The 20857-nt window shown below is 63.6% G+C and carries 23 protein-coding genes; 11 read left to right on the forward strand and 12 right to left on the reverse strand.

The window, feature by feature from the left end; translation table 11 throughout:
* Nucleotides 1-269: 269 nt before the first annotated feature.
* The 5 genes from MNQ99_RS19100 to MNQ99_RS18370 all read right to left on the reverse strand — a co-directional run bounded on the left by MNQ99_RS19100 (nucleotide 270) and on the right by MNQ99_RS18370 (nucleotide 3668).
* Nucleotides 270-842 (reverse strand): PDDEXK nuclease domain-containing protein, encoded by a 573-nt coding sequence (locus MNQ99_RS19100; protein ID WP_338423139.1) that lies wholly within the window; start codon nucleotides 840-842, stop codon nucleotides 270-272.
* Nucleotides 800-1084 carry a DUF1016 N-terminal domain-containing protein gene (locus tag MNQ99_RS19105; RefSeq protein WP_338423135.1) on the reverse strand — a complete coding sequence of 95 codons (285 nt, stop codon included), beginning with the start codon at nucleotides 1082-1084 and terminating at the stop codon, nucleotides 800-802. Before MNQ99_RS19105 ends, MNQ99_RS19100 begins: the two co-directional genes overlap by 43 nt.
* Nucleotides 976-1398 carry a DUF1016 N-terminal domain-containing protein gene (locus MNQ99_RS19110; protein ID WP_338423136.1) on the reverse strand — a complete coding sequence of 141 codons (423 nt, stop codon included), beginning with the start codon at nucleotides 1396-1398 and terminating at the stop codon, nucleotides 976-978. The genes MNQ99_RS19105 and MNQ99_RS19110 overlap by 109 nt, the downstream gene beginning before the upstream one ends.
* Before the next feature lie 5 nt (nucleotides 1399-1403).
* Complete coding sequence (locus MNQ99_RS18365) at nucleotides 1404-2429, reverse strand: ATP-dependent DNA ligase (RefSeq protein ID WP_241915539.1); 1026 nt, start codon at nucleotides 2427-2429, stop codon at nucleotides 1404-1406.
* 855 nt (nucleotides 2430-3284) lie between these two features.
* Entirely contained in the window at nucleotides 3285-3668 is a 384-nt protein-coding gene (locus MNQ99_RS18370; RefSeq protein ID WP_241915540.1) for a hypothetical protein, read from the reverse strand.
* A gap of 108 nt (nucleotides 3669-3776) precedes the next feature.
* On the opposite strand from MNQ99_RS18370, the gene MNQ99_RS18375 reads away from it, so the two are divergent.
* Both MNQ99_RS18375 and MNQ99_RS18380 read left to right on the forward strand, forming a co-directional pair.
* Nucleotides 3777-4097, forward strand: coding sequence for a hypothetical protein (locus tag MNQ99_RS18375; RefSeq protein WP_338423137.1), 321 nt, complete (start codon nucleotides 3777-3779; stop codon nucleotides 4095-4097).
* Nucleotides 4094-4417, forward strand: coding sequence for a hypothetical protein (locus MNQ99_RS18380; protein ID WP_241915541.1), 324 nt, complete (start codon nucleotides 4094-4096; stop codon nucleotides 4415-4417). Before MNQ99_RS18375 ends, MNQ99_RS18380 begins: the two co-directional genes overlap by 4 nt.
* Before the next feature lie 208 nt (nucleotides 4418-4625).
* Here the strand turns inward: MNQ99_RS18380 and MNQ99_RS18385 are convergent, their stop codons facing one another.
* Both MNQ99_RS18385 and MNQ99_RS18390 read right to left on the reverse strand, forming a co-directional pair.
* On the reverse strand, nucleotides 4626-4778 hold the full coding sequence (locus tag MNQ99_RS18385) for a hypothetical protein (protein ID WP_241915542.1): 153 nt from the start codon (nucleotides 4776-4778) through the stop codon (nucleotides 4626-4628).
* A 196-nt stretch (nucleotides 4779-4974) separates the two neighbouring features.
* Nucleotides 4975-5988 (reverse strand): DUF4192 domain-containing protein, encoded by a 1014-nt coding sequence (locus MNQ99_RS18390; protein WP_241915543.1) that lies wholly within the window; start codon nucleotides 5986-5988, stop codon nucleotides 4975-4977.
* A gap of 816 nt (nucleotides 5989-6804) precedes the next feature.
* Between MNQ99_RS18390 and MNQ99_RS18395 the strand changes: the two genes are divergently transcribed.
* On the forward strand, nucleotides 6805-6990 hold the full coding sequence (locus MNQ99_RS18395; protein WP_241915544.1) for a hypothetical protein: 186 nt from the start codon (nucleotides 6805-6807) through the stop codon (nucleotides 6988-6990).
* Between the two features lie 227 nt (nucleotides 6991-7217).
* Here the strand turns inward: MNQ99_RS18395 and MNQ99_RS18400 are convergent, their stop codons facing one another.
* From MNQ99_RS18400 to MNQ99_RS18415, 4 genes are all read right to left on the reverse strand, one after another.
* Nucleotides 7218-7862 (reverse strand): ParB family protein, encoded by a 645-nt coding sequence (locus tag MNQ99_RS18400; protein WP_241915545.1) that lies wholly within the window; start codon nucleotides 7860-7862, stop codon nucleotides 7218-7220.
* The gene (locus MNQ99_RS18405) at nucleotides 7859-8680 is read right to left on the reverse strand and encodes a ParA family protein (RefSeq protein WP_241915546.1); all 822 of its coding nucleotides are present in this window, start codon (nucleotides 8678-8680) and stop codon (nucleotides 7859-7861) included. The genes MNQ99_RS18400 and MNQ99_RS18405 overlap by 4 nt, the downstream gene beginning before the upstream one ends.
* A 1283-nt stretch (nucleotides 8681-9963) precedes the next feature.
* Complete coding sequence (locus MNQ99_RS18410) at nucleotides 9964-11787, reverse strand: MarR family transcriptional regulator (protein WP_241915547.1); 1824 nt, start codon at nucleotides 11785-11787, stop codon at nucleotides 9964-9966.
* A gap of 207 nt (nucleotides 11788-11994) precedes the next feature.
* Nucleotides 11995-12231 carry a hypothetical protein gene (locus tag MNQ99_RS18415; RefSeq protein WP_136787409.1) on the reverse strand — a complete coding sequence of 79 codons (237 nt, stop codon included), beginning with the start codon at nucleotides 12229-12231 and terminating at the stop codon, nucleotides 11995-11997.
* A gap of 913 nt (nucleotides 12232-13144) precedes the next feature.
* Here MNQ99_RS18415 and MNQ99_RS18420 point away from each other — a divergent pair.
* The 3 genes from MNQ99_RS18420 to MNQ99_RS18430 all read left to right on the forward strand — a co-directional run bounded on the left by MNQ99_RS18420 (nucleotide 13145) and on the right by MNQ99_RS18430 (nucleotide 16297).
* Nucleotides 13145-13696 carry an ImmA/IrrE family metallo-endopeptidase gene (locus MNQ99_RS18420; protein ID WP_241915548.1) on the forward strand — a complete coding sequence of 184 codons (552 nt, stop codon included), beginning with the start codon at nucleotides 13145-13147 and terminating at the stop codon, nucleotides 13694-13696.
* A complete protein-coding gene (locus MNQ99_RS18425) occupies nucleotides 13696-14682 on the forward strand; it encodes a hypothetical protein (protein ID WP_241915549.1) in 987 nt (328 codons plus the stop codon). Before MNQ99_RS18420 ends, MNQ99_RS18425 begins: the two co-directional genes overlap by 1 nt.
* A gap of 1135 nt (nucleotides 14683-15817) precedes the next feature.
* Nucleotides 15818-16297 carry a hypothetical protein gene (locus MNQ99_RS18430; RefSeq protein WP_241915550.1) on the forward strand — a complete coding sequence of 160 codons (480 nt, stop codon included), beginning with the start codon at nucleotides 15818-15820 and terminating at the stop codon, nucleotides 16295-16297.
* Nucleotides 16298-16413: 116 nt separating this feature from the next.
* Here the strand turns inward: MNQ99_RS18430 and MNQ99_RS18435 are convergent, their stop codons facing one another.
* Nucleotides 16414-16728, reverse strand: coding sequence for an ArsR/SmtB family transcription factor (locus tag MNQ99_RS18435; RefSeq protein WP_241915551.1), 315 nt, complete (start codon nucleotides 16726-16728; stop codon nucleotides 16414-16416).
* 101 nt (nucleotides 16729-16829) lie between these two features.
* On the opposite strand from MNQ99_RS18435, the gene MNQ99_RS18440 reads away from it, so the two are divergent.
* Genes MNQ99_RS18440 through MNQ99_RS18460 form a run of 5 tightly spaced genes read left to right on the forward strand, consistent with a single transcriptional unit; the run spans nucleotide 16830 to nucleotide 20835 of the window.
* Complete coding sequence (locus tag MNQ99_RS18440) at nucleotides 16830-17912, forward strand: CHAP domain-containing protein (protein ID WP_241915552.1); 1083 nt, start codon at nucleotides 16830-16832, stop codon at nucleotides 17910-17912.
* Entirely contained in the window at nucleotides 17909-18421 is a 513-nt protein-coding gene (locus MNQ99_RS18445; RefSeq protein ID WP_241915553.1) for a hypothetical protein, read from the forward strand. Before MNQ99_RS18440 ends, MNQ99_RS18445 begins: the two co-directional genes overlap by 4 nt.
* A 45-nt stretch (nucleotides 18422-18466) precedes the next feature.
* Nucleotides 18467-19918, forward strand: coding sequence for a chromosome partitioning protein ParA (locus MNQ99_RS18450; protein ID WP_241915554.1), 1452 nt, complete (start codon nucleotides 18467-18469; stop codon nucleotides 19916-19918).
* Between the two features lie 39 nt (nucleotides 19919-19957).
* Complete coding sequence (locus tag MNQ99_RS18455; RefSeq protein WP_241915555.1) at nucleotides 19958-20554, forward strand: DUF6668 family protein; 597 nt, start codon at nucleotides 19958-19960, stop codon at nucleotides 20552-20554.
* 11 nt (nucleotides 20555-20565) lie between these two features.
* Nucleotides 20566-20835, forward strand: a complete 270-nt coding sequence (locus tag MNQ99_RS18460) for a hypothetical protein (protein ID WP_214944378.1) — start codon at nucleotides 20566-20568, stop codon at nucleotides 20833-20835.
* Nucleotides 20836-20857 lie beyond the last annotated feature (22 nt).

Below are 20857 nucleotides of genomic sequence, written 5' to 3' on the forward strand. Positions count from 1 at the left end.
ATTACAATTCCTCCAAGTTTCAACTATTCAGCAGACTTACTTTCTTGATGCTCTTTCGTAGTGTCTTCTGGTCGAAGTTGGAATCGTGAAGGACTCAGTCTCTGGAGGCCTTGTGCGAGCAGAAATATGACGCAATCTCCGGACTAGTTCCGCTCCGCGTGGGCCGGCGCCGGGGGACGCGCGCAGCTGACCCTCCTACCCGGAGAAGGAACAGATGCCCCCTACTGACTGAGATCAACGGCCGGACAAACCTCGCTACACCTGGATGCTCAACGTGTGGCAGGCCGGACAGATAGGTGCCCGGATCGATGCCCAGTAGCGCCGCCAAGTGAGCGGATTTCAGCGTTCGAGCAGCAGCTCACCTTCAACCTGGGTGGGGCTGAACCTGCAGCAAGGGCGAAGCTGCCGGCCGAAGGAGCCCTGTCGGAATCCGGGAAAGAATTGGCCACCACACCAAGGCATGACTCGTTTAACTGGCGGCCTTCTGAAAGACTGGTTTCGGTGCCCGCTCCAAGCAGCGCCCCGGCGTTCCCCCGATTGCCGGTGCGGCGCTGAAGGCACCCAGCGAGAGGAACAGCCCCGCAATTCCCCAGCCGCGGGGCTGTTCCCCCGCCTCCCTTCCACCGAATTCCATGGCGTCCAGGACCTGTCCCATCGAAGACGTAGTAGCGCAGCTGTTCGACGTGGAAGAAGAGCAGGTCGATGTAGAAGTCGTCTCCCCCGACCTCCAGATGCACCTGCCGGCCGACGAAGGAGAAGCCGGGGCCGGGTTCGCGCAGGGTCTCCATGATCCGGTCGGTCAGCCGTTGCTCCAGATCCCGTTTAGCGACTTCACCGGACAGGCCGAGGAATTCAAAGTTGTACGGTCTTTCGCTGCCTGCTGTGCCAGCTCCGAACCTGGCGCGGGCAGCAGGTCGGCGAAATTCGACGGCGCGGAGCCGGTACGTTCCATGGTTTGGCTCATGATCATGTTCATCAGCACGTTCCGGGACCACCCATGCTCCACCCCTGCGGCCGCATACCAGTCCCGCTCCGGGCTGGTCTTGGTCTTATCCAGAAGAGGGCGGATATGGCCCCAGGGCAATTGCGCTTGTGGCACATTTGCCTCGCTCCCCCGGCCTCGGCCATGGTCCGCATGTACTGCAGGTTGCGCTGGGAGGGCCCTTTCATCTCCGGAAACTCGGTCCGCAAGTCTTCGGCCAGCCGGGCGATGACGCCGCTGCCCCAGCCTTCGGCATCCTGGCGTTGCAGGATGTCCCGCCCGATTGACCAGTACAGCCCGATCAACTGGGAATTGACCGTCCGCACCGCTTGTGCCCGGGTCCCGCGCACCCGCTCCTTCAGAACCTTCAAAAGATCCTGGTAGTCCTCGGGCAGGGCAATCTCACGGCTGGCCATGGCCATTACTCTGTCTCCGGCCTCACCCGCATTCCGTGCGGGTTCAGCGATTCCGGATCCAGTTCCGGTCTGGCCCGGAGGAAGCGTACGGCGTGCCGGAAGGATGCCCCGGACATCGCGGTGTCGGCTGATACTTCGACGACGAGCGGTTCCACCAGGGTCAGCTCGGTTTCGCCGGCGTCGGCGTTGAACCGGTCCATGAGCGTGGATTTTACCCGGTGCGGCCAGGGATGATCCGGTCCGGCTGCCTGCAGCTGGGATCCCAGCAATTTCGAGGCAGCCGGCTTCAGCGGGGCGGAGCGTCCGACAATGCGCAGTTCCCCCTCGATCGGCAGTCCGGCGACGATGGCCTCGGGTCGGGTGAGCGGACCGATGACCGCCGCACAGATTACGTCAACCGTGTCGCGGTGCTTAATTTTCTGCCACTGGCGCCGCCCTCCCTCGTAGGGTTGGCCGGCGCCTTTGATCACTAGGCCTTCGATGCCGGCGGCGGGCAGCTCCTCCAGCCAGGTTGCCGCCGTATCCGGGTCCGAAGTGCCTGGGGATAGTTCGAGGCCCCCGGTCCAGTCTTTGGCAAGTTCTTCGAGCAGCCGCCGGCGGACCCGGAATGCCTCACCCCGGAGGTCGTGTCCTGCTATGGCGAGCAGGTCGAAGGCCACGAAGTGGGCCGGCACCTTGCGCACCAGCCCGGGCATGGATTTCACCGAGGTACTCAGCCGCTGCTGAAGGGCAGAGAAGTCCAGCCGGTCCTCGGACCAGATCACGGTTTCGCCATCGAGCAGGCAGCCCGGCGGCAGCTGGTCCGCCGCCGCTTTGATCAGGTCGGGAAAGTACTTGGACAGATTCTTGCCCTGCCGTGACCAGAGGGAAGTTTCTTCCCCGTCGCGGCTGATCACTGCACGGTAGCCGTCCCATTTGGGTTCGTACCAGGCTCCGCCGGGCAAAGCGCTGGGACTTGGAACCTTCTCCACGGCGCGGGCCAGCGCCACCTTCACGGGTGGGCGCAGCCCCTCCGGGAGCCTGGAATTCATGTGGCCACGATACAAGCACGCACAGGTGAACGGGACGGGTCAGGGTTTTCCTGCTCGGCTCAGTCTGTATCGCTGCTGGCGACTCCCCCTTGTGCCGCTCGAGCGCCGGTGGGTAACGTTGCGGCCACGGTCTCCGGCATCATTCAGGTCCGGCAAGTTCCTATTGGGTGCCGGGGATCGGCCAGGCGGCCCTCTCGCCGCTCCAGTCCAGCTGGGGGGACGGCGAGGGGGCCCCTACCCTTGTACCACTCGATCGCCGGCTAGTAGCCTTACGCCCACGGTCCCCCGGCATCACTCAAGGTTCCGGACAAGTGGTGCCGGGGATTGGCCGGTTACTCTTCCCGCTCCGGCGTGACGATCGACGACGCGGTGGCGAGGGCACCTGGTCTAAATAGACGGCTGCGAAGCAGCGCAGTTGTTTTGCCAGCTACTTGGCTAGACGTGGGCCTGCCCCTTTGCTGAGAGCATCGTGCAGCAGTCCAACGGCCCTGTTGATTGGTTGTTCTTCCCTTGTCTGCTTGAGCTGACTCACGAGTAGGTGCCCCAGGCAACCGGGCGGCAGCTGTTCTGCTGCTGCCTTGATCAGGTCCGGGAAATACCGGGTGAGGTTCTTGCCCTGCCGTGACCAGAGGGAAGTCTCATCCCCCCATCGCGGCTGATGACCGCGCGATAGCCGTCCCATTTGGGTTCGTGCCAGGTTCCGCCGGGAAGAGCGCCGGGGGCGGGGGAATTTTTTTCCACAGCGCGGGCCAAGGCGACCTTTCCAGGCGGGATTAGACCCGTCGGCAGGCTGCCGTCCATGAACCCACGATACAAGCACCCACCGGATGCAGCCGAAGGCGTTCCCTGCCCGGCTCAGTCTGTATCGCTGCTGTCGAGCAGGACGCGGATCATGTGCAGGACGGCCTCTCGCTGGGGCTGGGTGAGGCGGTTGGCCCGTTCGGGCAGGATGAAGGGCTCGGCTTCCCCAGGAGACACGTCTGCTGCCCTGCGGAGCTCAATCATCGGGATTTCGAAAACTGCAGAGAGCGCCTGCAGGACTGTCTCCGACGGCGTCACCGGCGGGGTGCGCAGGTACTTGGCGACCGCGCTGTAAGAGACGGTGATACCGCGCTTTTCTGCTTCCAACGCAATGCGGCGGGAAGACCAGCTTTCGGTGTTGGAGTCCTGCAGCAGGGCGGCCAGAGTCCGCTGGCCCGCGCCCGATTCCGGCGCGGTCTCCAAGACGTCCATCGTCATTCCAGACCACCCCTCGCATCCGAACCCCACGTAGACCACATTCTGCCTGATCATCGGACAGTCTGCCTGCCCTTCGCTTTATTCGAATATTTGTTCTATTTTTAACGGATGGATCGGGACGCGCTGGCGAAGCTGGCGGCCCGTTACACCAGGCGGGCCGAGCCGGTGTCGCTGACGCCGGAGGAACTGGATCTTGAGCACTGCAAGGTGACCCGGGTGGTGCCGGGTGTTCCGGTGTGGGCGTGGATCCGGTTCCCGGGTGCGGCCGGTGGCCGGCGAGGCGTTCGGCTGGACGACCCGGGCGGTGCAGGTCACCTGGACGGACGCAGGGGTCCGCCGGGTGACCTGGGTGTGGGCGTCCGCGGTGCGGCGGCGGAACGATCAGGTACGGAACACGGCTTTGGGAGAGAGGACGGCGCAGGCCAATGACAGCGGTACAGGAACAAACAGACCGGCGAACGCTCAATGAGCCGGTCGACATCCGCTTCACGCCCCACGGGGTGCCGTTGGCGGTGCGCTGGCGGGGCCGGCTCTGGCCGGTAGCGGCCGAGCCGCTGCGCTGGTTCAGCCGCTGGAACTGGTGGGAATCCAACCTGCCGGCCGGGAAGGGGCAGGGGAACATTGTCGACGTCGAATTCTGGCGCCTGCAGGTGCGCGTCACCTCGACGTCGCCATTGCGGACCTTGGAGGTGCGCAAACACCCGGGCTGGGAAGGCTGGCATCTGGTCCGCGTGTCCGACGAAACCTAAGACGCAAAGGCCCGGCTGGAGGGGGGTCCCCTTCATGGCGGCTCGCCACGGTGTCGCGGCCGCCGTGTTCGTGCGGCAACATTTCTCCGGGCCTGCGGGCATGAGGAAGGGCCGGCACTTGCGTGCCGGCCCATCCTCGGGTTTCCCTCTGCAAAGGAAAATCTTGGGGTGCAGCGCCAGCGCTGCACGGTGTCAGGGCTGCACAGTGTCAGGGCTCGTCGAGCCGGTGGTCTTCCACGGGGAAATCTAGCGGTCCGGTCGCCGGGCCTGCGGTCAGCAGGCGCAGTTCCAGGATGTCTTCAAGAGGGCTCGCATCTCGGGCGACAGTATCGTCTTCGCTCCTGCGGAAGTGATCGGCCACGCAGGGCTCCTTGACTGTGCGGGACGGCAGTGTCCTTTCACAGTAGCGGCAGTTCCTGCGGGCCGGCTGGAAGTGGCTGCGCCCGCGGCAGCGTCAACGCGGCCGCGGAGCGAAGCGGGGGAGGCCGCCGCCGCACCCGGGGAAGACCCCCGAAGGGTAGGCCGGACCCCTATTGAGTTGGGTCCGGCCTTGCGGGTTAGCGGTTCAGTTGGCGGTCATAGGCCGTTCGCGGGTCCCGTGCGCACTCGGCGAGCAGGCCGCGGTTGACCAGCTCGGCCAGCAGTTCAGCGAGCCGGTAGCCGGCCACGTCCTGAAGTGCGAGCTTGAAGTACCGGTCGGCGAAGCTGGATTTTCCTTTGAGCCATTCCAGCCAGCCGATCAGGCACAGCATCGGGGCGCGCTGTCCTTCGGGGGTCGCTTTCATGAGTTCGAACGCGACTTCCTGGGCGGTGTCCACACGGGCCCAGTCGGGGCGGGAGCCGAAGACACCAAGCATGACGGAGGTGAACTGGTCGGCATCGTCGGTGATGATGTCCCCCATCAGGTAGTCCCGGACGGCGGGGTGCTGCAGCGCTCCGGCCAGCTGGTGCGCGGTCCGGGTCGTGAGGCTCTTGGGGTTCTCCAGCACCTTGGCCCACGCGGCGCGGCTGGCTTCCAGGTCGTCGGGCCAGACGTCGGGTTGGTGCGCCGCGATGGCCGCCCGTGCCGCCTCGTCTCCGGTGAACGGTGCCGGGGCGGGGAAACCGGTGACAACGCTGCCCCGGTAGATCAGCGCGGCGTTGCCGTTGCTGGTGGTGATGGCATCCAGCGGCTGGTCCGGGCAGCAGCCGGTGTCCGTGCACAGGTAATTCCGCCACGACTCCGAGGTCACCAGCCATGCATCCTGCAACGGCATCCCAGCCGTTTCCAGTTCCGTGCGCAGCGCCTGCACATGCCCGGAGTAGGGGCGCTGGTTCTCCCTGGGGTTCTCGTCGGTGTAGATGACCAGCAGGCTGCCGGTGGCGGCTTCGTCGGCGGTCAGGTAGCTGACGATGGTATGGGCGTAGGCGACCGGGTCCAGGCCGAACGGGGCGTCGACGCGCAAGGTGGCGCCCAGCTGTTTGCCCTGCATGGTCAGCGCGACGAAGGACTCCCTGGGGGTCTGTCCCAGCGTGTGCGGAATAAAGGCCAGGATGTCGGCGGGGCCGGTGAATTTGATGTGCTCGTTCATGGTGTTGCTCCCTTTTGCAGAGGACGTGGCGGGCGGGGCGACCAGTGATGACCGGCCAGCTTCCCCTCTCCCCCGGTTGTTTTTGGCTGCTGGCGGAGCATCGCGCAGCTGTGCCCGACGCAGGCCCCTCCACCCGTGAGGGCAAAGGGCAGGAAATTTCCGCGGAGGAAATAAGCGAGGAACGAGCGCCGGAGGGAAAATTCCTGTCCTGCAGGCCCCGACGCAGGAGGGGCTGGACGGGCCGGAGCGGGCACGTACGATCCGAAGGACAGCAGCCAAAAAACAAAAAACGCTTCTACAGCCCGAGCGCCAGCGAGGCCCATTTCCCGTTTTGCGGGCGAACGAACACCTGGCATCGCCCGGGCCGGCTCCGCCAGGATCGGACAGTCCCGAGAGGTTCAGGCCGGAGTGCGGCCCCACTCCCCTCCTCGGTCTTTTTTATGATGATGTGCGCTACATCGCTAAGCACATTTCCCACTCGTCAATCTGGCTCATACAGGGTCTAGCCTGCTCGTCTACTGCGGTGAGAGCTGCCTGTTGTGCAAGCCACGCGTCGGACACAGATGCGGGAAGCGACCAGCAGAGGCCGCTTCCCGAAGGTGAAATTGATTTGCGCGCTTCCTAACTGTCCCCAGGCTTGTGTGGGTTCAATCCGAGGCTCGTGGCTAACTCTTCTTCTGTCGTCCCTTTGAGATCATCGGTCCACCGTGGACGTGGCCGAGGGGGCCGGGCCATCCTGGTCTGCGCCACCGCCGAGAACCGGATCCGGCAGTACGGAGCAGGCGAGGCCATCCTCGACTGGCCAGGAAGCCTGTCATGCCGTCGATCAGGCTGACCACCGGGGCGGGCAGCACAGAGCGGACGCAGCAGGACGGGCACAGGATCCCCGTGGTGGCGTCCCAGCCCTTCCGGACGGCCAGTCGCAAAGCGACCGACGGCGGGAAGCGGAAGGTCATCTGGGCCGCGGACGGGCATACGCCGTCAGCCTCTCCGTCGCAGTAGGCTGTGCGGTCGGCGCTGATGGCCATGGTTTTCCTTCCCGACTGAATGGTTTTGCCGGGCATTTTCGGGCTGAGCGTCCGCATCGTTCCCCTGCAGAATCAAATGTAGATCCGGCAGGGGCGCACAAAATCGACCGCGGCGGTTTTAACCCACCCATCAACACGCTCTATGACAGAGGCCACACGCACCGCGCGTAATCCATACGCCTCGAATTCGATGCGCCCCGGTCAGCCGCCTACGGGACGTCCGCGCGGCACGTCATCCGGGTCGGAATCGTAGGGCTCGCCGTTGTTGTACTGGGCCTCCAGCCGGGCGCATTCCTTCTCCACCGCGGCACAAATGAACTCCGACAGGGTCCGGTACCGGGTCATCGGCCGGGTCGAGTTGTAGGTGGAGCGCATCCGGTCCCCCGCCTCCTTCGACTGAAAGAAACTGGCCTTCTTCGGCGCATCCTTCTTCGACTCAGCCTCCGACTGCTGCGGGGCGGCTTCAACCGGCGCAGCGACGGGTGCCGGTGCGTCCTGCAGGATTTGGACAGGAATCTGCTGGACGGCAGGGATCGGTACCTGGTGGACGAACGGAGCCGGCTGCACCGGTTGTCGCATTGCCTGTTCAACAGGCTCTTGGACAGGCTGCTGCACGGGCTGTGGCGCCGGCTGCTGGACCTGCTGCTGGATTGGCTGGGGTGCCGGCTGAGCCGGGGCCGGGGGCTGGCTCTCGGCCCGCTGCGCCAGTTCCGGTTCCTCCATAGGCGAGGACGCGCTCATGTCTTCGATGACGCTGCGGCTCGAGGCTTTGCCCAGACGTCCGCGGCGCTTGATCTTGTCCAGGGCCGGGGTGCCGCCCCGCCCGGACACGGGGTCTACACTCACGCTTCGCTTCCCTTCCAGATCGCACGCGCCAGCTGTTCCAGGTCGGCGCGAAGCACCTTGGCTTCAGAGCCGAAGGACTTCAACGGCTTGGCCGCCGCCTGCGCCTTGGCGAACAGCTCACGGTCCGGGAGCAGCGGATCGAGGACCAGTTCGCCGAAGTCGGTGCGGATCTTCTCGATCCAGACGTCCTGGTCCTTGCGTCCCTTGCGGACCTTGTTCACGACGACGCCGACGATGTCGATGTCCTCGTTGAGGTTTTCCTGCACCTCAGCGATGGTGGTGACGATTTCGGCCAGGCCTTCCACCGAGGCAACCCGCGGTTCGCTGACCAGCAGCGCGTGGGTGGCCGCGGTCAGTGCATTGACCGTAAGCAGCCCCAGGGAAGGAGGGCAGTCGATGAGGACGATATCGTATTCCTCGGCCACACCCTTCAGGGCGATCCGCAGACGGTGCTCGCGGGCCATCATTGAGTCGCGTTCGCGCGACGCTAGGTTGCGTTCGGAGGCAATCAGTCCCAGCTCGGAGTGGTTGGGCGACTGCCAGTCCTCCCCCACTTCCAGAACGGCGTCTGCGGCCACCCCGGGGAAGATCTTCTGGTTGTTCGATTCGTCGCCGTATAGTACGTCGTTGAGCGTGAACTCCGGGCCCGACAGGCCGAGGGCCGATGTGGTGTTGTACTGCGGATCGGCGTCGATCACGAGGACCTTTTTTCCCATCATCTGGGTGTAGACCTCGGCCAACCCGGTGACAAGGGTGGTCTTGCCGACCCCGCCCTTCTGATTACAGACCGCTATGATTCTCGCCGGCATGGGAATCATTACCTCTCTCCTGGTGCAGCGTGCCGGGAGGAGACCCACGTGTGACAAAGAGTCAACCGGCCGGCACCGATCGATTCCCACACTATCGGCGCTGCCCCGCCGTCCACGGTAGCCACGCCCGTGCCTGTTACAGATTCTTAAATGGAACCTTTAGTACCGTTAACACCGTTGGCGGCGCTTGAGCCAATGGAACCTTTTGCGCAGTTGGCACCCTTACCGCCGATAGTGCCATTGGCTCCATTCGGACCGTTGGCACTTTTGCCATCTCTGGCGCAAAAGGATCCGTTTCCAGTCGCCCGGTGGAACTAACGGCGGAAAAGGTTCCATTACCACCCTTTGCGCAGAGCCCTCCTCGGCATCTCCTGGGCGCGACTGTGGCGCCAATACCACTATTGGAACCATTTGCGCGCTTCACCTCCATTTCCACCGATAGTGGCCTTACTTCTTTGGGAGGCGCAAGAACCGTCGGCAGTGTGCGCGGCCACCCTTGCCCTGGTAATCCCGGGAACACAGGGGGACTCCATTGCTGCAGCGCCCTCTAATGGAACCTTTAGAGCCTTTTCCAGCATTGGATCCGAGGGCACCTATGCCTCCTATTGATCCCTCGGAACTCTGCCTCACCAAGTGGCCGGTCGCCGTTCCTGCCCATAATGGAACTTTTGGAACTATCCGAGCTATGAGAGCAAACGGTTCCATTTCCTCTCTTTGGGGCTGTCGGCGAGCGACCCTACGATGAAGCCATAGCTCGTTCCCGACCAGGTTCCAACAGTTCCGTAGGTACTTAAGGTTCCTTTACTGCCGTTCATACCGATTGAATCGAAGGAACAATAGGTTCCTTAGGCTCTATTCCTGCCCTGGGATCTAAAGGTGGCATTAGAGGCAACGGTTCCGATGCCACCACCGCGCCCTGGTTCCGCAACAAAGCGGTGGTGGCCTGCCAGCGGTTCGGCCTGAGCGCAGCCGGGGCGGGGGAGAGGGTGCAAACGGACCAAAAAGGTACCTTTCCTCCCTACCGCAACTAACGGAGGCATTCCGCTCCATTTTGAGGGGAGCTCTCCGCGCGCCGGCCAGTCGCCAGGGGACATGCGGCAGCCGATGGGGGAGTGGTACAAAGAGAGGCAACGGCGCAAACGGAGCAAAAGGTACTGTTCCCCCTGATCGGAAGTAATGGAGACATTGGTACCGCCGGCGCACCCCATCAGGCGCCGAGTCGGTGGGGCGTAGGAAAAGGAGCAAACGGAAGGAATGGTTCCATTACTGGTGTTACTTCCAGCGGTGCCATCTCAGGCCGTCATTTTGAAGGCCATGTCGGCCAGTGTCCAGTCATCCGGCGGGCCCTCAAAGGTTTCCCAAGGGTAGTCGTCACCGGGGGAGGGAAGGATTGCTCCGGTGCTGAGCCGCTCGGAGAGCCACTGGCGCCACTGCGCCCGCTGCTGGCGGTACCGATCCAGCTGTTCGGCCACCTCATCGAGGACGCCGAACAGCTCAGCCAGCTGGCGCAGGGAGGTGGCCGGAACCAGGCGCCAGGACAGGTCCCGGCCGGAGCGTTCGGCCAGGTTCCAGGCGGCGAGGATCTCCAGGGCATCGGTGACGGCGGTGCGACTCAGTCCGGTATGCCGGACCAGGTCGGAGGTGGATACCGGCCCGGGGGAGTGCTCCAATGCTTCGTAGACGAAGGCGGCCGGCATCCCCAGCTCGCGGAACACGGGCCGCAGCGAGTGCAGCTTGCCCCTTTCCCATGCCCGGTTTTCCGCGGCTTCCTGCAGGGATTCCGGGAGGTTCAGGCAGTAGAGGTCTCCGTGCGTACCCCGGCCCTGGCTGACAAGGACGACCAACGGATCGTTTTCTTCGCGCAGGGCGCGCAGGTGGGCAGCCACGGTAGTGTGTTCAACTCCAGAGGCCACCGCCAGGGACCGGACGCCGAATTCGATGAACCGGCTGCCGGTCATGTGTGCCGCGGCCCCGAGAGCCCTGAGGATCATGCGCTGGGCCATCCCTGCGCGGGAACCGCGGTAGCGCTCTTCAGCCAGGAACAGGGCATTTCTCCAGGTGCGGATAAAGCGGTGTTCGCTGTGAGGCGATTCAGGCAAACCCCCTAGAAGCTGCCCCCCCTGTGTATTTAGCCGGCTTGTGTTGGTTTTATGGGCATCTTCTTTCCCCTGGCTCTCGGAGATGAATTTGACCGCTTTCTCCCAGTCCCGGCGCAGCGCGGTGAAGCGCTGGTGAGCCCGGTAACGGGCGTAGAACTGGGCCAGTCCCGGCCAGATGCCTTGCTTCATCCGGCGTTCGACGTCGGTCAGGCTCATCCCGCAGCCGGCAGCTGCAGTCAGGACGGCCTGCCGGGCTTCCGAGGGAGTCGCATAGCGGGAGGTGTCGTAGAGTCCGTCCACGGCCGCGGCCAGCATCGTCCGGGACATCCGGCCGGTCCCGGCGGCGGCATCCGGCAACTGGGCGGCGGGACCGGTCAGGGACATCTCCGGCTCCTCGAGGCGCAGCGCCCTGGCGGCGGCCATCTCGGGGGCCAGGTCGGCTGCCATCCGTTCCCACACGGCAGGGGAGTTGGGCCGGCGCACGATGTCGTAGGCCATGGTGAGGCTCATGGCCAGTTCCTGGTGGCCGCCGCTTTTGTGCGGGCTGCCGGGCGTGCGGATACAGCCGTGGCTGATGTTCTGGTGCGGGGACCGGTCCAGGCTGCGGTAGCGGCTGCCCAGGGCTTCGACGAACTCGCGGGCTTCGGTGAAGGTGACGCGGCGCTCCAGCGGGATGTAGACGTGGCGGCCGCCGTTGGGGGAGTGGTCCTCGATCCAGCGGGCACCGTGCTCGTGCAGCCAGGAGGTCACCCGGTAGACGTCGGCAGCCACCCGGTCGACCCCGTCGACGGAAGAGTCGAAGTCCAGACAGATGGTCCGGCAGGTGCCGTCCTTGCCAAAGATGCGCACGGCCGCCGGTTGCGATGGCAACGCCGAGCTGAGGTCGCGTTCGTGACGCTGGGGGTAGCTGCGTCCGCCGTCCCGCGAGATCCGCACGCGGGGTTGGCCAGCCAGCTCGGGAGCCAGCGCCGCCCAGACGGTATCCGGGTTGTCCGCGGCAGGATGGTCTCGCGGCACGCCGAAGGCACGGTCTGGCAGCGCGCGAAGGCGCTGATGTACGATGGGGTTATTCCTCTCGTTGGGAGGGGGAAGAAAGCCCCTTAGGACTTTCGTGCGATTCCCGTGAGGGAACCGTTGGGCTCATCACCTGGTCGCCGGCAAGCTCTTAGGTGTTGAGTGTTGAGTTGTCATAGAAGGCCCGCCTCGTGCGGGCCTTCTTATGCTTTAAGAGACCATGCGGCCGATAGGCAGCTCCTCCTGGCCTGGATGCGCGAAGTCGGAAGGATCCATTGAAGCGAGCTCCTTCTTGATCGTGGCTTCGACGAATTCACTGACGGTGACGCCCCTGCCCTTGGCAGCCCTGACAAGCTGATCGGCAGATTTCACGTCTACGCGGGTGCCAACGAACCGACGCTCGCCCTTACTGCGACGCCCGCCTCCGCGGTTTCCTGTAGTAGCCATGGCTCTCAACTGTCCTTTGAATCTCGGGTCGATCTGTCCGCCTCTAGGTGGACGTCCCGGCCGCCTGGAAGGTTTGGGAACATTCCCGCCGGAACGGTCACCGGATCTGCCGGGGCTGATCCTTTAACTGTTTCCAACTACTACGAAATTACCATCGTGTAAGACGACATCCGGGCAACCTGTAAAAGTTTCCGCTTTGGTGACGCAGCTCCTGCACAGGGCCAGGCCGGGCGGATGCCGGAATGATCATGGCACAGGCCGAAGGCAGGCGTAGAACAGGGGTTCCGTAGGTGCAAATGGTTCCAATTCCCGAAGCGCGAAAAAGGCGTCTGAAGGGGTGTTTTGGGCCACTTTTGGCCCGGTTTCCAATGGAAGAAAAGGAACCATTTCCCAAACTTTTTCTCTGCAGGTGCCTCCGGCGGTGTTCGGAACCCGACGGCTGGCCGGAAACTGCGCATGGAAGGAGGTCAGGACCGGGCCAAAAATCCGCAAAAAAGAATTTTCTTCCGGCGTGTCGCAGCCGCGGATACAGCACACGGCGGGGGAGTGGGTGCCCTGAAGCCGCCGCCGAAAGAGGAGCTACAGTCCGCCAGCTACAGCGGCGGCTGCCAGCCGCGCGCGCTGCGTTGCCGGTTGTAGTGATCCGTAGCGCAGTACGCCGTCGGTTTTGGCCAGACCGAAGAGAGGGACGGACTGGCTGTCGACCTCCGGCGTGTCGCCGAGAAGACGCGCACTGGGGGCGAATGGCGGGGCAGGCCTGGTGTAAGCCGAAGGTGGCGTCATCGGGAATGGTCGGCAATCCGTTTCCTCTTCCTGTAGTCCGTGTCTTGGCATCCGCTTGAGCTTGATAAGGTCAGCCCGAGGCGGGCCAGCGCTACTAAGGCCTCCATCAAGTGTAAATCAAGTTTGAAACATGTTTCAGACACGTCGCCCACCAAAGCTATCGAAGGGTGAATTTTCTGTGACGCAAGCTATGCGGTCCCTGCCCGATTTCTCGGCCGAGCAGGCCTTCCACGCCGCTTCAACGGCGTTCAGGTCTTTGGAACTGCCGGGCGGTCTGAGCCTCGATTCGTTGCTCAAAGTAATCGAAAAGATGCGTGGCAAGCGAATCAGGGTGGTCTCGACAGACAAGCTTGCCGGCACCGCGATCTGTGGCCTCTGGTTGCCAGGCCGGGCCCAGGAGTGGGTGTTTCATCCGCCAACCCCATGGGAACTTCAACGACAACAGTTCATTCTTCACGAACTTGCGCACATGATACTTGGACACGATGCACTTCCAAGTGCAGGCACTGTCCTGAAGGCGGGCCTGCGGGAACTTTCCCCAGAGATCGTTCGGAGGGCCCTCATGCGCACGGAGTTCAGGACTGTGGAAGAGGCCACCGCGGAGTATCTCGCCGACTTGCTAGCAGATGCGCTCCGGGTTGGCCCCGGCGAACCGGGCGCTTTCGAGCAGGTCTTCGGCTGATGGAACTCCTTGCTGCTGCACTAATGGTCGCGCTTACGGCGATTGTCACGGCTTCGAGAAGCCAAGGCAAAGACACAAGCATCCTATGGGCGTCAACACTGATTTCTATCTCAATGGTTCTGAACGTCGACCCCGTGTTCATACTTGTCGACAGCTGGTTTGGCGGGAGGAACTACGCAGACCTGGCAGCGAATTTACTTCTCTTGGTTGGTGTCAATTTCCTTGCTCGGGCCATTCATCGAGCCGCTTCGCCCGCATCCGCGGGCACGAGAGCGTCGTACGACAAATGGGCTAAATGGGGTCTGGCCATTGCCCTGTCCGGGACGGCGGCAATGTTCCTACGGATAGACGCCCCTGTCACATCGACGTCCTTCATGCGCGACTACGGCGGACAGTGGGCAGCCGGCTCTTACTCCGCTGTCCAGTACATCTACGTTGGAACTGTCATGGCAGCCGCAGGTTGGACCTGCATCCGGTTTCGAAGGGCCTGGACTACCGGGATCTACAGCGTGGCGTTTAATCTGATAGGCCTTGGCTGCGCGGCCGCAGTTTTGCTAGTCATCGATGTACTCCTGCTCGATGCACTACACGTACTAGGTGCAACGGACTCGATGGCCACACTGTCCTCGGTCTACAACGTGTTGAACTCAGCCACATTTATCCTTCTTTGCACAGGCTTGTCACTGCCGCCCGCAGGACGAAAACTCACGACCCTCTATGAAACAGCGAAGACCACCTCCGTTCTTGAACACTTGACACCGGTGTGGCAGAAAGCAATCGAGGGCAACAGCGGTCTGACCTTGGACCGGGGTGTGGTTCCGGGGCGGACCAACCGTCGGCGCACAGAACTTCACAGAATGATCGTTGAGATTCAGGACGCCTTGGCCCGTGACCCCTCTGCGGGCAAGAGGATCGGTGTTGAGGGAATCAAGACACTGACCCAAGCCTCCAATCATCTCGAACGCCTGACATGGCGCCCTCGCTGAAGGCTGTTGTGTGGGGTGCCCTCCTGGCTGTCACAGCCCCGATCTTTGGCTCGGTCCTGGCCGCCCGCAAGGTTACTTCAGCGACTTATACGCGGCGCTACGACATTTCTCCCAGCTCCATATCTCATGGCGAAATAGAACTTCCCGCAACTAAGCAAACACTCACGCCTGGCGAGTTCGGTCTGCAGCTAGAGACCGGCGGTCCACCTGTTGTCATCGGGCAGATCCTTTCGACCCACCGCGACAGAGTCACGAGGCGTCTCGTCTGGCGCCCTGAAAGTTTGTCTCTGGATTCCAGAGGAAGGTGGAGCGGGATCGTCGCCATCCATCCGACAGCGGGGAGGTCCGTTGATGCACTTGTCGAGACACCCCTAGGCGAAGCCCCGGCTTGGGTGGTCAACGGGGGAGCTTCACGCTGGGCCATTCACGTACACGGTCACGGGAGCGATCGGACGCAAACACTGCGCGGGGTTGAGACTGCCACCCGTATGGGCCTCAGTTCACTCGTGATCTCATATAGGAATGATGGCGACGGACCCCGCTCGGGCGACGCGCGATCACATTTGGGCGAAGCGGAATGGCTCGATCTCGAAGCGGCGCTTCGGCTTGTTGCGGATTATGGCGGAACGGAATGCGTGATATTTGGTTGGTCCATGGGCGCGACCATGGCTTTGGACACCCTACGGCGGTCGCCCTGGGCACGAATGATCAAGGGGCTCGTGTTGGTCTCTCCGGTCCTGGCATGGGAGGACGTGCTGCGCGCCAATGCACGCCGCCAGGGATACCCACAATTCCTAGGCTCATTGGTGACTCTGCTCCTGGCGTCCAAGGGTTTCAGCCAGCTGGTCGGTTTGGATACTCCTCTGGACCTCCGGAACTCGGATCGCGCCAGGATTGAAAGTTCACTGAGTACCCCCACCCTGATCCTTCACAATAGAAATGACTGGTCGGTCCCGTTTGAAACGTCTTCTCGCTTCGCGACTACCCACAAGAGCTCGGTGGAACTCATAGGGTTCGACTGCACCGGGCACACTCAAGAATGGAATTCCGACCCGGTAGGCTGGGATCTGGCGGTTCGCCGATGGTATGAAGATTTATTTCCCCACGGGTCGTGAACGCGTTACGCAGAAAGTCAATGAATTTGAATGGGGCTGAATTGATGGTTGGCGGTAGCACCCCACGGGACCGGCTCGAGCGGGCAGAAACACTTGCCCGCAAGGTGAACCTCCTTCTTGACGTCGTGGTCGCCGAAGGAGGCAAACCCTACGAGTTTGCCGAGATCCAAGCGGGCGTGCGGGACAACGGATACGTGCTCTCTCGTACCCGCTGGTGGCGGATTCGATCCGGTGAGTCGCCTGAAGCCGTGCCCAGAGAGGCGCTGGTCGCCCTCGCCAAATTCTTCGAGGTTGATCCCGATTATCTGACCGAGGATACGGGCGAACTCCCTGAGCGGATTGAGCGAGAGCTGCAACTCTTGAAGAAAATGCGCAGAAACAAGCTCAAAAGCATTGCAGCCCGGACCCTTGGCGATATCGACTCAAAGACTCTTGATGCCATCAACGCTCTCTTGGACGACGTGAACTCCTTCGAAAGCGGAGATCCCCGACCAGACTGAACCATGTACGAAACATGTTTCAATCCTGCTACTGTAGATTCGTGTCCCTCACAGTAAGCAGTATCGCCCAAGGTCGGCTATCGCGTTACCGAGGATGCGCCCAGCGCCAATCGGGTTCAGTTTCCTTCGACGTAGCTGATGTACTCCCTCGCGAGCCCACGAAGCCGCGCCAGCTGAACGGCATAGACGACATCCCTGCCTTGCCGCATGCCGGCGGGCGGGTCAGTCTGTACCAGGCCAGCTTTGGACAGGGCCTCGAGGTGCCGGTTAAGGCTGGGGCGGCTAATGTCCATCGCAGCCTGGAGGCGGCCGATGGCCGACGGGCCAAGGATGGCCAGATGGCGCAGAATCTGAGTCTGAGCCCGACTGCCAATGACGCCGATCGCAATCTCAACCTCCCCCGGAAGCACTGGTCGAATGAGGTTTGGCATGCGTCCATCTTGCCTGATGTCTCGGCAGCTGAAGATTCGCATCTTTGCCCCACTTTATTACTAAGCAATAAGGTGGGACCTTCGACGGCGATAAGTCCATCATGAAGACCGCGAGGCGGCTCACCACCGCGGGCGCCGTCGCGGTTCCCTTGGTGCTGTTCGGCCTGATCTTCTCCGTCCTCCTGCTGCTGGCACCCGTTAAGCCTGCTGCGGCTGACTGTGGCCCGGCTGTCTCGGTGTCCCTGGACGCCAACACTAAGGTCGATGGCTACAGCCAGGAGCAGTTGAAGAACGCCGCAGCGATCATGGGTGCCGGTAAGGCCCTAGACCTGTCTGTGAAGGGCCAGATGATCAGCGTCATGGTGTCCTTGGGGGAGTCGGGGCTGCGTGTCCTGGACTACGGCGACGGACCAGGACCTGACTCGCGTGGTTTGTTCCAGCAGCGCGACAACGGCGCGTGGGGCTCCTACGCAGACCGCATGGATCCAACCATCAGCGCCACGAACTTCATCAAAGCCTTGCAGAAGGTTGAGGGCTGGGAGCTGTTGGAGCCGACCCTTGCCGGAAACAAGGTCCAGCGCAACGCCGACCCGTACCACTACCAGAAGTACTGGCCCGAGGCCGTCAAGCTCGTCCAGGAACTCTCGGACGGGAAGTTCTCACTGGAAGGCAGCGACTGCGCCATCCCTGGGAATTCCGGTGCCGGGGATGACTACCCGTGGAAGCACTCTCCCACCTGGATGCAGGCGGGACCCGGAGCTGCCGCCGCGTCGCCGCTGGGCATGTTTCACCGCGAATGCGTGGACTTCGCCCTGTGGCGGGTGAACCAGCAGATGGGATCGACCAGCGCACCGTTCAAGTTCCTCAACGGCAATTTCCGTCCGGACGGGCAGCGCCTTGGTTCGGCGCTGACGTGGAAGGCCGGCTGGGATGCCAAGGGCTGGCCCACCGGTTCCGTTCCTCGTGTCGGGGCGGTTGTCTGGTACGCGCCGGGGGCCGGGGGAGCGGACCCCACTTTCGGCCACGTCGCGGTGGTCAAAGCGGTCAAAGACAACGGCACCTACGTCGAAGAGGGCTACAACGGCAACCCGCCCCCGGATGACCACAACTACTACACCCGGACCGTCAGCAGCGATGTCCCTTCAGCCTTCCTATACCTGCCTACTCAAGAGGAGAGAACGTGAAAAAGTCTCTGGCCCTCATCGCGGTGGCCCTGCTCTGCGCCGCGTGCGCCCCGGCAGCGAACACCACGTCTGCACCGGCTGAAACCACGACAGCCACGCCTTCCGCACCGGTTTCGTTGAGCGCCGACAGCGGCCCGCAGGCTCCAGAAGGCACGGTGCCGGCCACCATCGGCATCAGCTGGGATCAGGCAAGCAAGGACGCCGCCGTCGACGTTGCTGAGAAGGCCATGGCGGACTTCGCCCGCCCGGGCGTGGAGGAAAAGCAGTGGGCCAACGACCTGGCCCACTGGCTCACGCCGCAGGCCACCGCCGATTACTCCGCCGTGGATCCCGCCAATGTCCCCGCCACTCGGGTCACTGGCCCCGCGACGCTGACGGTCGATGAGGCGAACGGCTACGGCGTTGTGGCAGCCGTGCCCACCGATGCCGGGACCTACACCGTGCAGCTGCTCCGCACAGGCCCAGAGGCCCCGTGGAAGGTCAACCGGCTCACCCCGCCCACGTCCTAAGCCCGTGCACCTCACCAACCCCGTCAACGTAAGGAATCAAGTTTCATGAGCACCACTCCAACAGAGGTCCTGGCCTTCCCGAACATCAAGGCCATCATCAGCGACAACGGCACAGCCGAGGTCACCGTCGCAGGAAACTCCCGCCTCGTCCCTGCAGGGCAGACGCTGCAGGACCTGCGTGACAACGCCCTGGCCCTTGTCGTGGCCGAAGCCAAGACGCTGCAGCGCCCCGTCCGCGTCCGTATTGAGGATCCCGAAGGCCACGGCGAACTGATCGTCCACCCGGGCGGCAACGTCGAATCCGTCTCCTACGAGCCCCGGCCCGGCCGCCGCCGCACCGCCGCACCCGCCAGCACGCCCGCTGCGGCCGCCGCCGAAGTCACCGACACCACTCCAGCGCCAACGCCTGCGGTGAAGCCTGAACCTGCCCAGCCGACGGTGGAACGCCAGCCGTGGCCGCCCCTTGCCGCGGAGACTGCGCTGGACGTGGCTCCGGCCGCCGAGGCACCGCAGCAGGCTGCTGCAGCCGACGCGCCGGTGACCCGACGCAGTTTGAAGGAGACCTCCTTCCTGGTGAGCGCCCCGGTGCTGGAGCCGGCCACGCAGGGCTGGCGCGGGACCTTGACTCGCCTGGGCTTCCGGATGGACCCCTCAGAGGAGGAGCTGTCCGAGCGTGAGGATATCCGCACCGTCAGCCAGCACTGGCCCGGCCCGCGGACCATCGCCGTGGTCAACCGCAAGGGCGGGGCCAACAAGACGCCCACGGTTGTGATGCTCTCGGCGATCCTTGCCCGCTACAGCGGCGCCGCAACGGTGGCCTGGGACAACAACGAATCCCAAGGCACCCTGGGATGGCGGACCGAGAAAGGCGCTCACGACCGAAGCGTCCTGGACCTGATCGATTCCTCCACCGAACTCCTGTCCCCTTCCACGAACGCGGCCGAGATCGCCAAGTTCGTCCATCACCAGACCGCCGACAAGTTCGATGTGCTGCGCTCGGACGAAAACGAAGAAGGCGACCACGAAGTCACCGCAGAGGAAGTGGACATCGCCCACCAGGTCCTCACCCGGTACTACCGACTGGTCATCATGGACTCCGGCAACACCGCCAGAGCCGCCAACTGGCGGCGGATGATCGACCACACCAACCAGCTAGTCGTCCCCGTCACCGCCATCGAAGACCGTGCAGAAGCAGCCCGGCTGACACTGCAGACCCTCGAATCCCGTGGCGGCCACGACGCCGAGCTGGCACGCAACGCCGTCGTGATCGTCTCCGAGTCCACCGACGCCAAGCGCAGCATGACTGGGGATGCCCTGAAGCGGGCGAGAGCCGAGGCGCAGCGGATCGCGGACGGCTTCGAGCCGTTCGTGCGCGCCGTCGTCCGTATCCCGTACGACCCCGCCCTGGTCAACGGGCCGATCCGTTACGAAGCGCTCCAGCCCGCGACCCAGCGGGCGTGGCTCGCGGCAGCGGCCGCTGTCGCCAAAGGCTTCTAGAACGATCCCTACGGAACTCGAGAGTTGAGAGGAGGACCAATGCAACAGACCCTGAACCCCTGGGTTACCCGCCCCACGGCTGACGAACCGGCTGAGGAAACCCGGGCTGCGGCTGTCCCGCCGGCGGCGGTCATCAGCACACCGCTGCGGGGCATGATCGAGCCAGACGCGGCAGACCGGCTGGCGTCCCGCAGCATGGCCGGCACAGCCCGTCTCTGGGTTGTTGGTACCCATGGGGGAGCGGGTGAAAGCCGGATCGCTGACCTCATCGAATCTGCCCGTTCCACGGATCATTGCTGGCCTGTCCTCCCCAGCGGCGGCAGCCCGCAGGTGCTGCTGGTCTGCCGCGCAGACATGCGCGGCCTGACAACTGCCCGGAACGCACTCACCCAGTGGGCATCAGGCGCCGCCCCGCAGGTCGACCTGCTCGGCCTCGCCGTCCTTGCAGACGCCCCGGGAAAGACACCCAAAGCGCTTCGGGACTTCACCGCCCTCGTAGGCGGCGGAGCACCACGATTCTGGACTCTGCCCTGGGTGGACGCTTGGCGGCACACGGACACCACAGCAATGCCAGCCGTCCGCGAATACCAGCGCTTCATTACCGATGTGGCCGCCCTGGCCACGGCAACCAACTGAAAGGTCTCACCATGAACACGTTCACTGCACTCTCAACAAGCGTTATTCCCAACCCCACCCCCGTCGTCCCGGCGCAGGCCGGCGGTCTGTTGACCATCCTGAACTGGGCTTCAGGTATCGGCCTGGTCCTCGGCGTCCTGGGCGTCATCATCGTCGGCATCGGCATGGTCATCCAACTCCAACGCGGTGAAGGCGCACAGGCGATCGGCAAGCTCGGCTGGGTCCTCATGGGCTGCATCATCATCACCGGAGCCGCGGGCATCGTCCGCGCCTTCGTCTAAGCCAGCACCATCAACGGGAGGT

It is taken from the genome of Arthrobacter sulfonylureivorans, from assembly GCF_022637435.1.
In the GTDB taxonomy this organism is placed as follows: Bacteria; Actinomycetota; Actinomycetes; order Actinomycetales; family Micrococcaceae; genus Crystallibacter; species Crystallibacter sulfonylureivorans.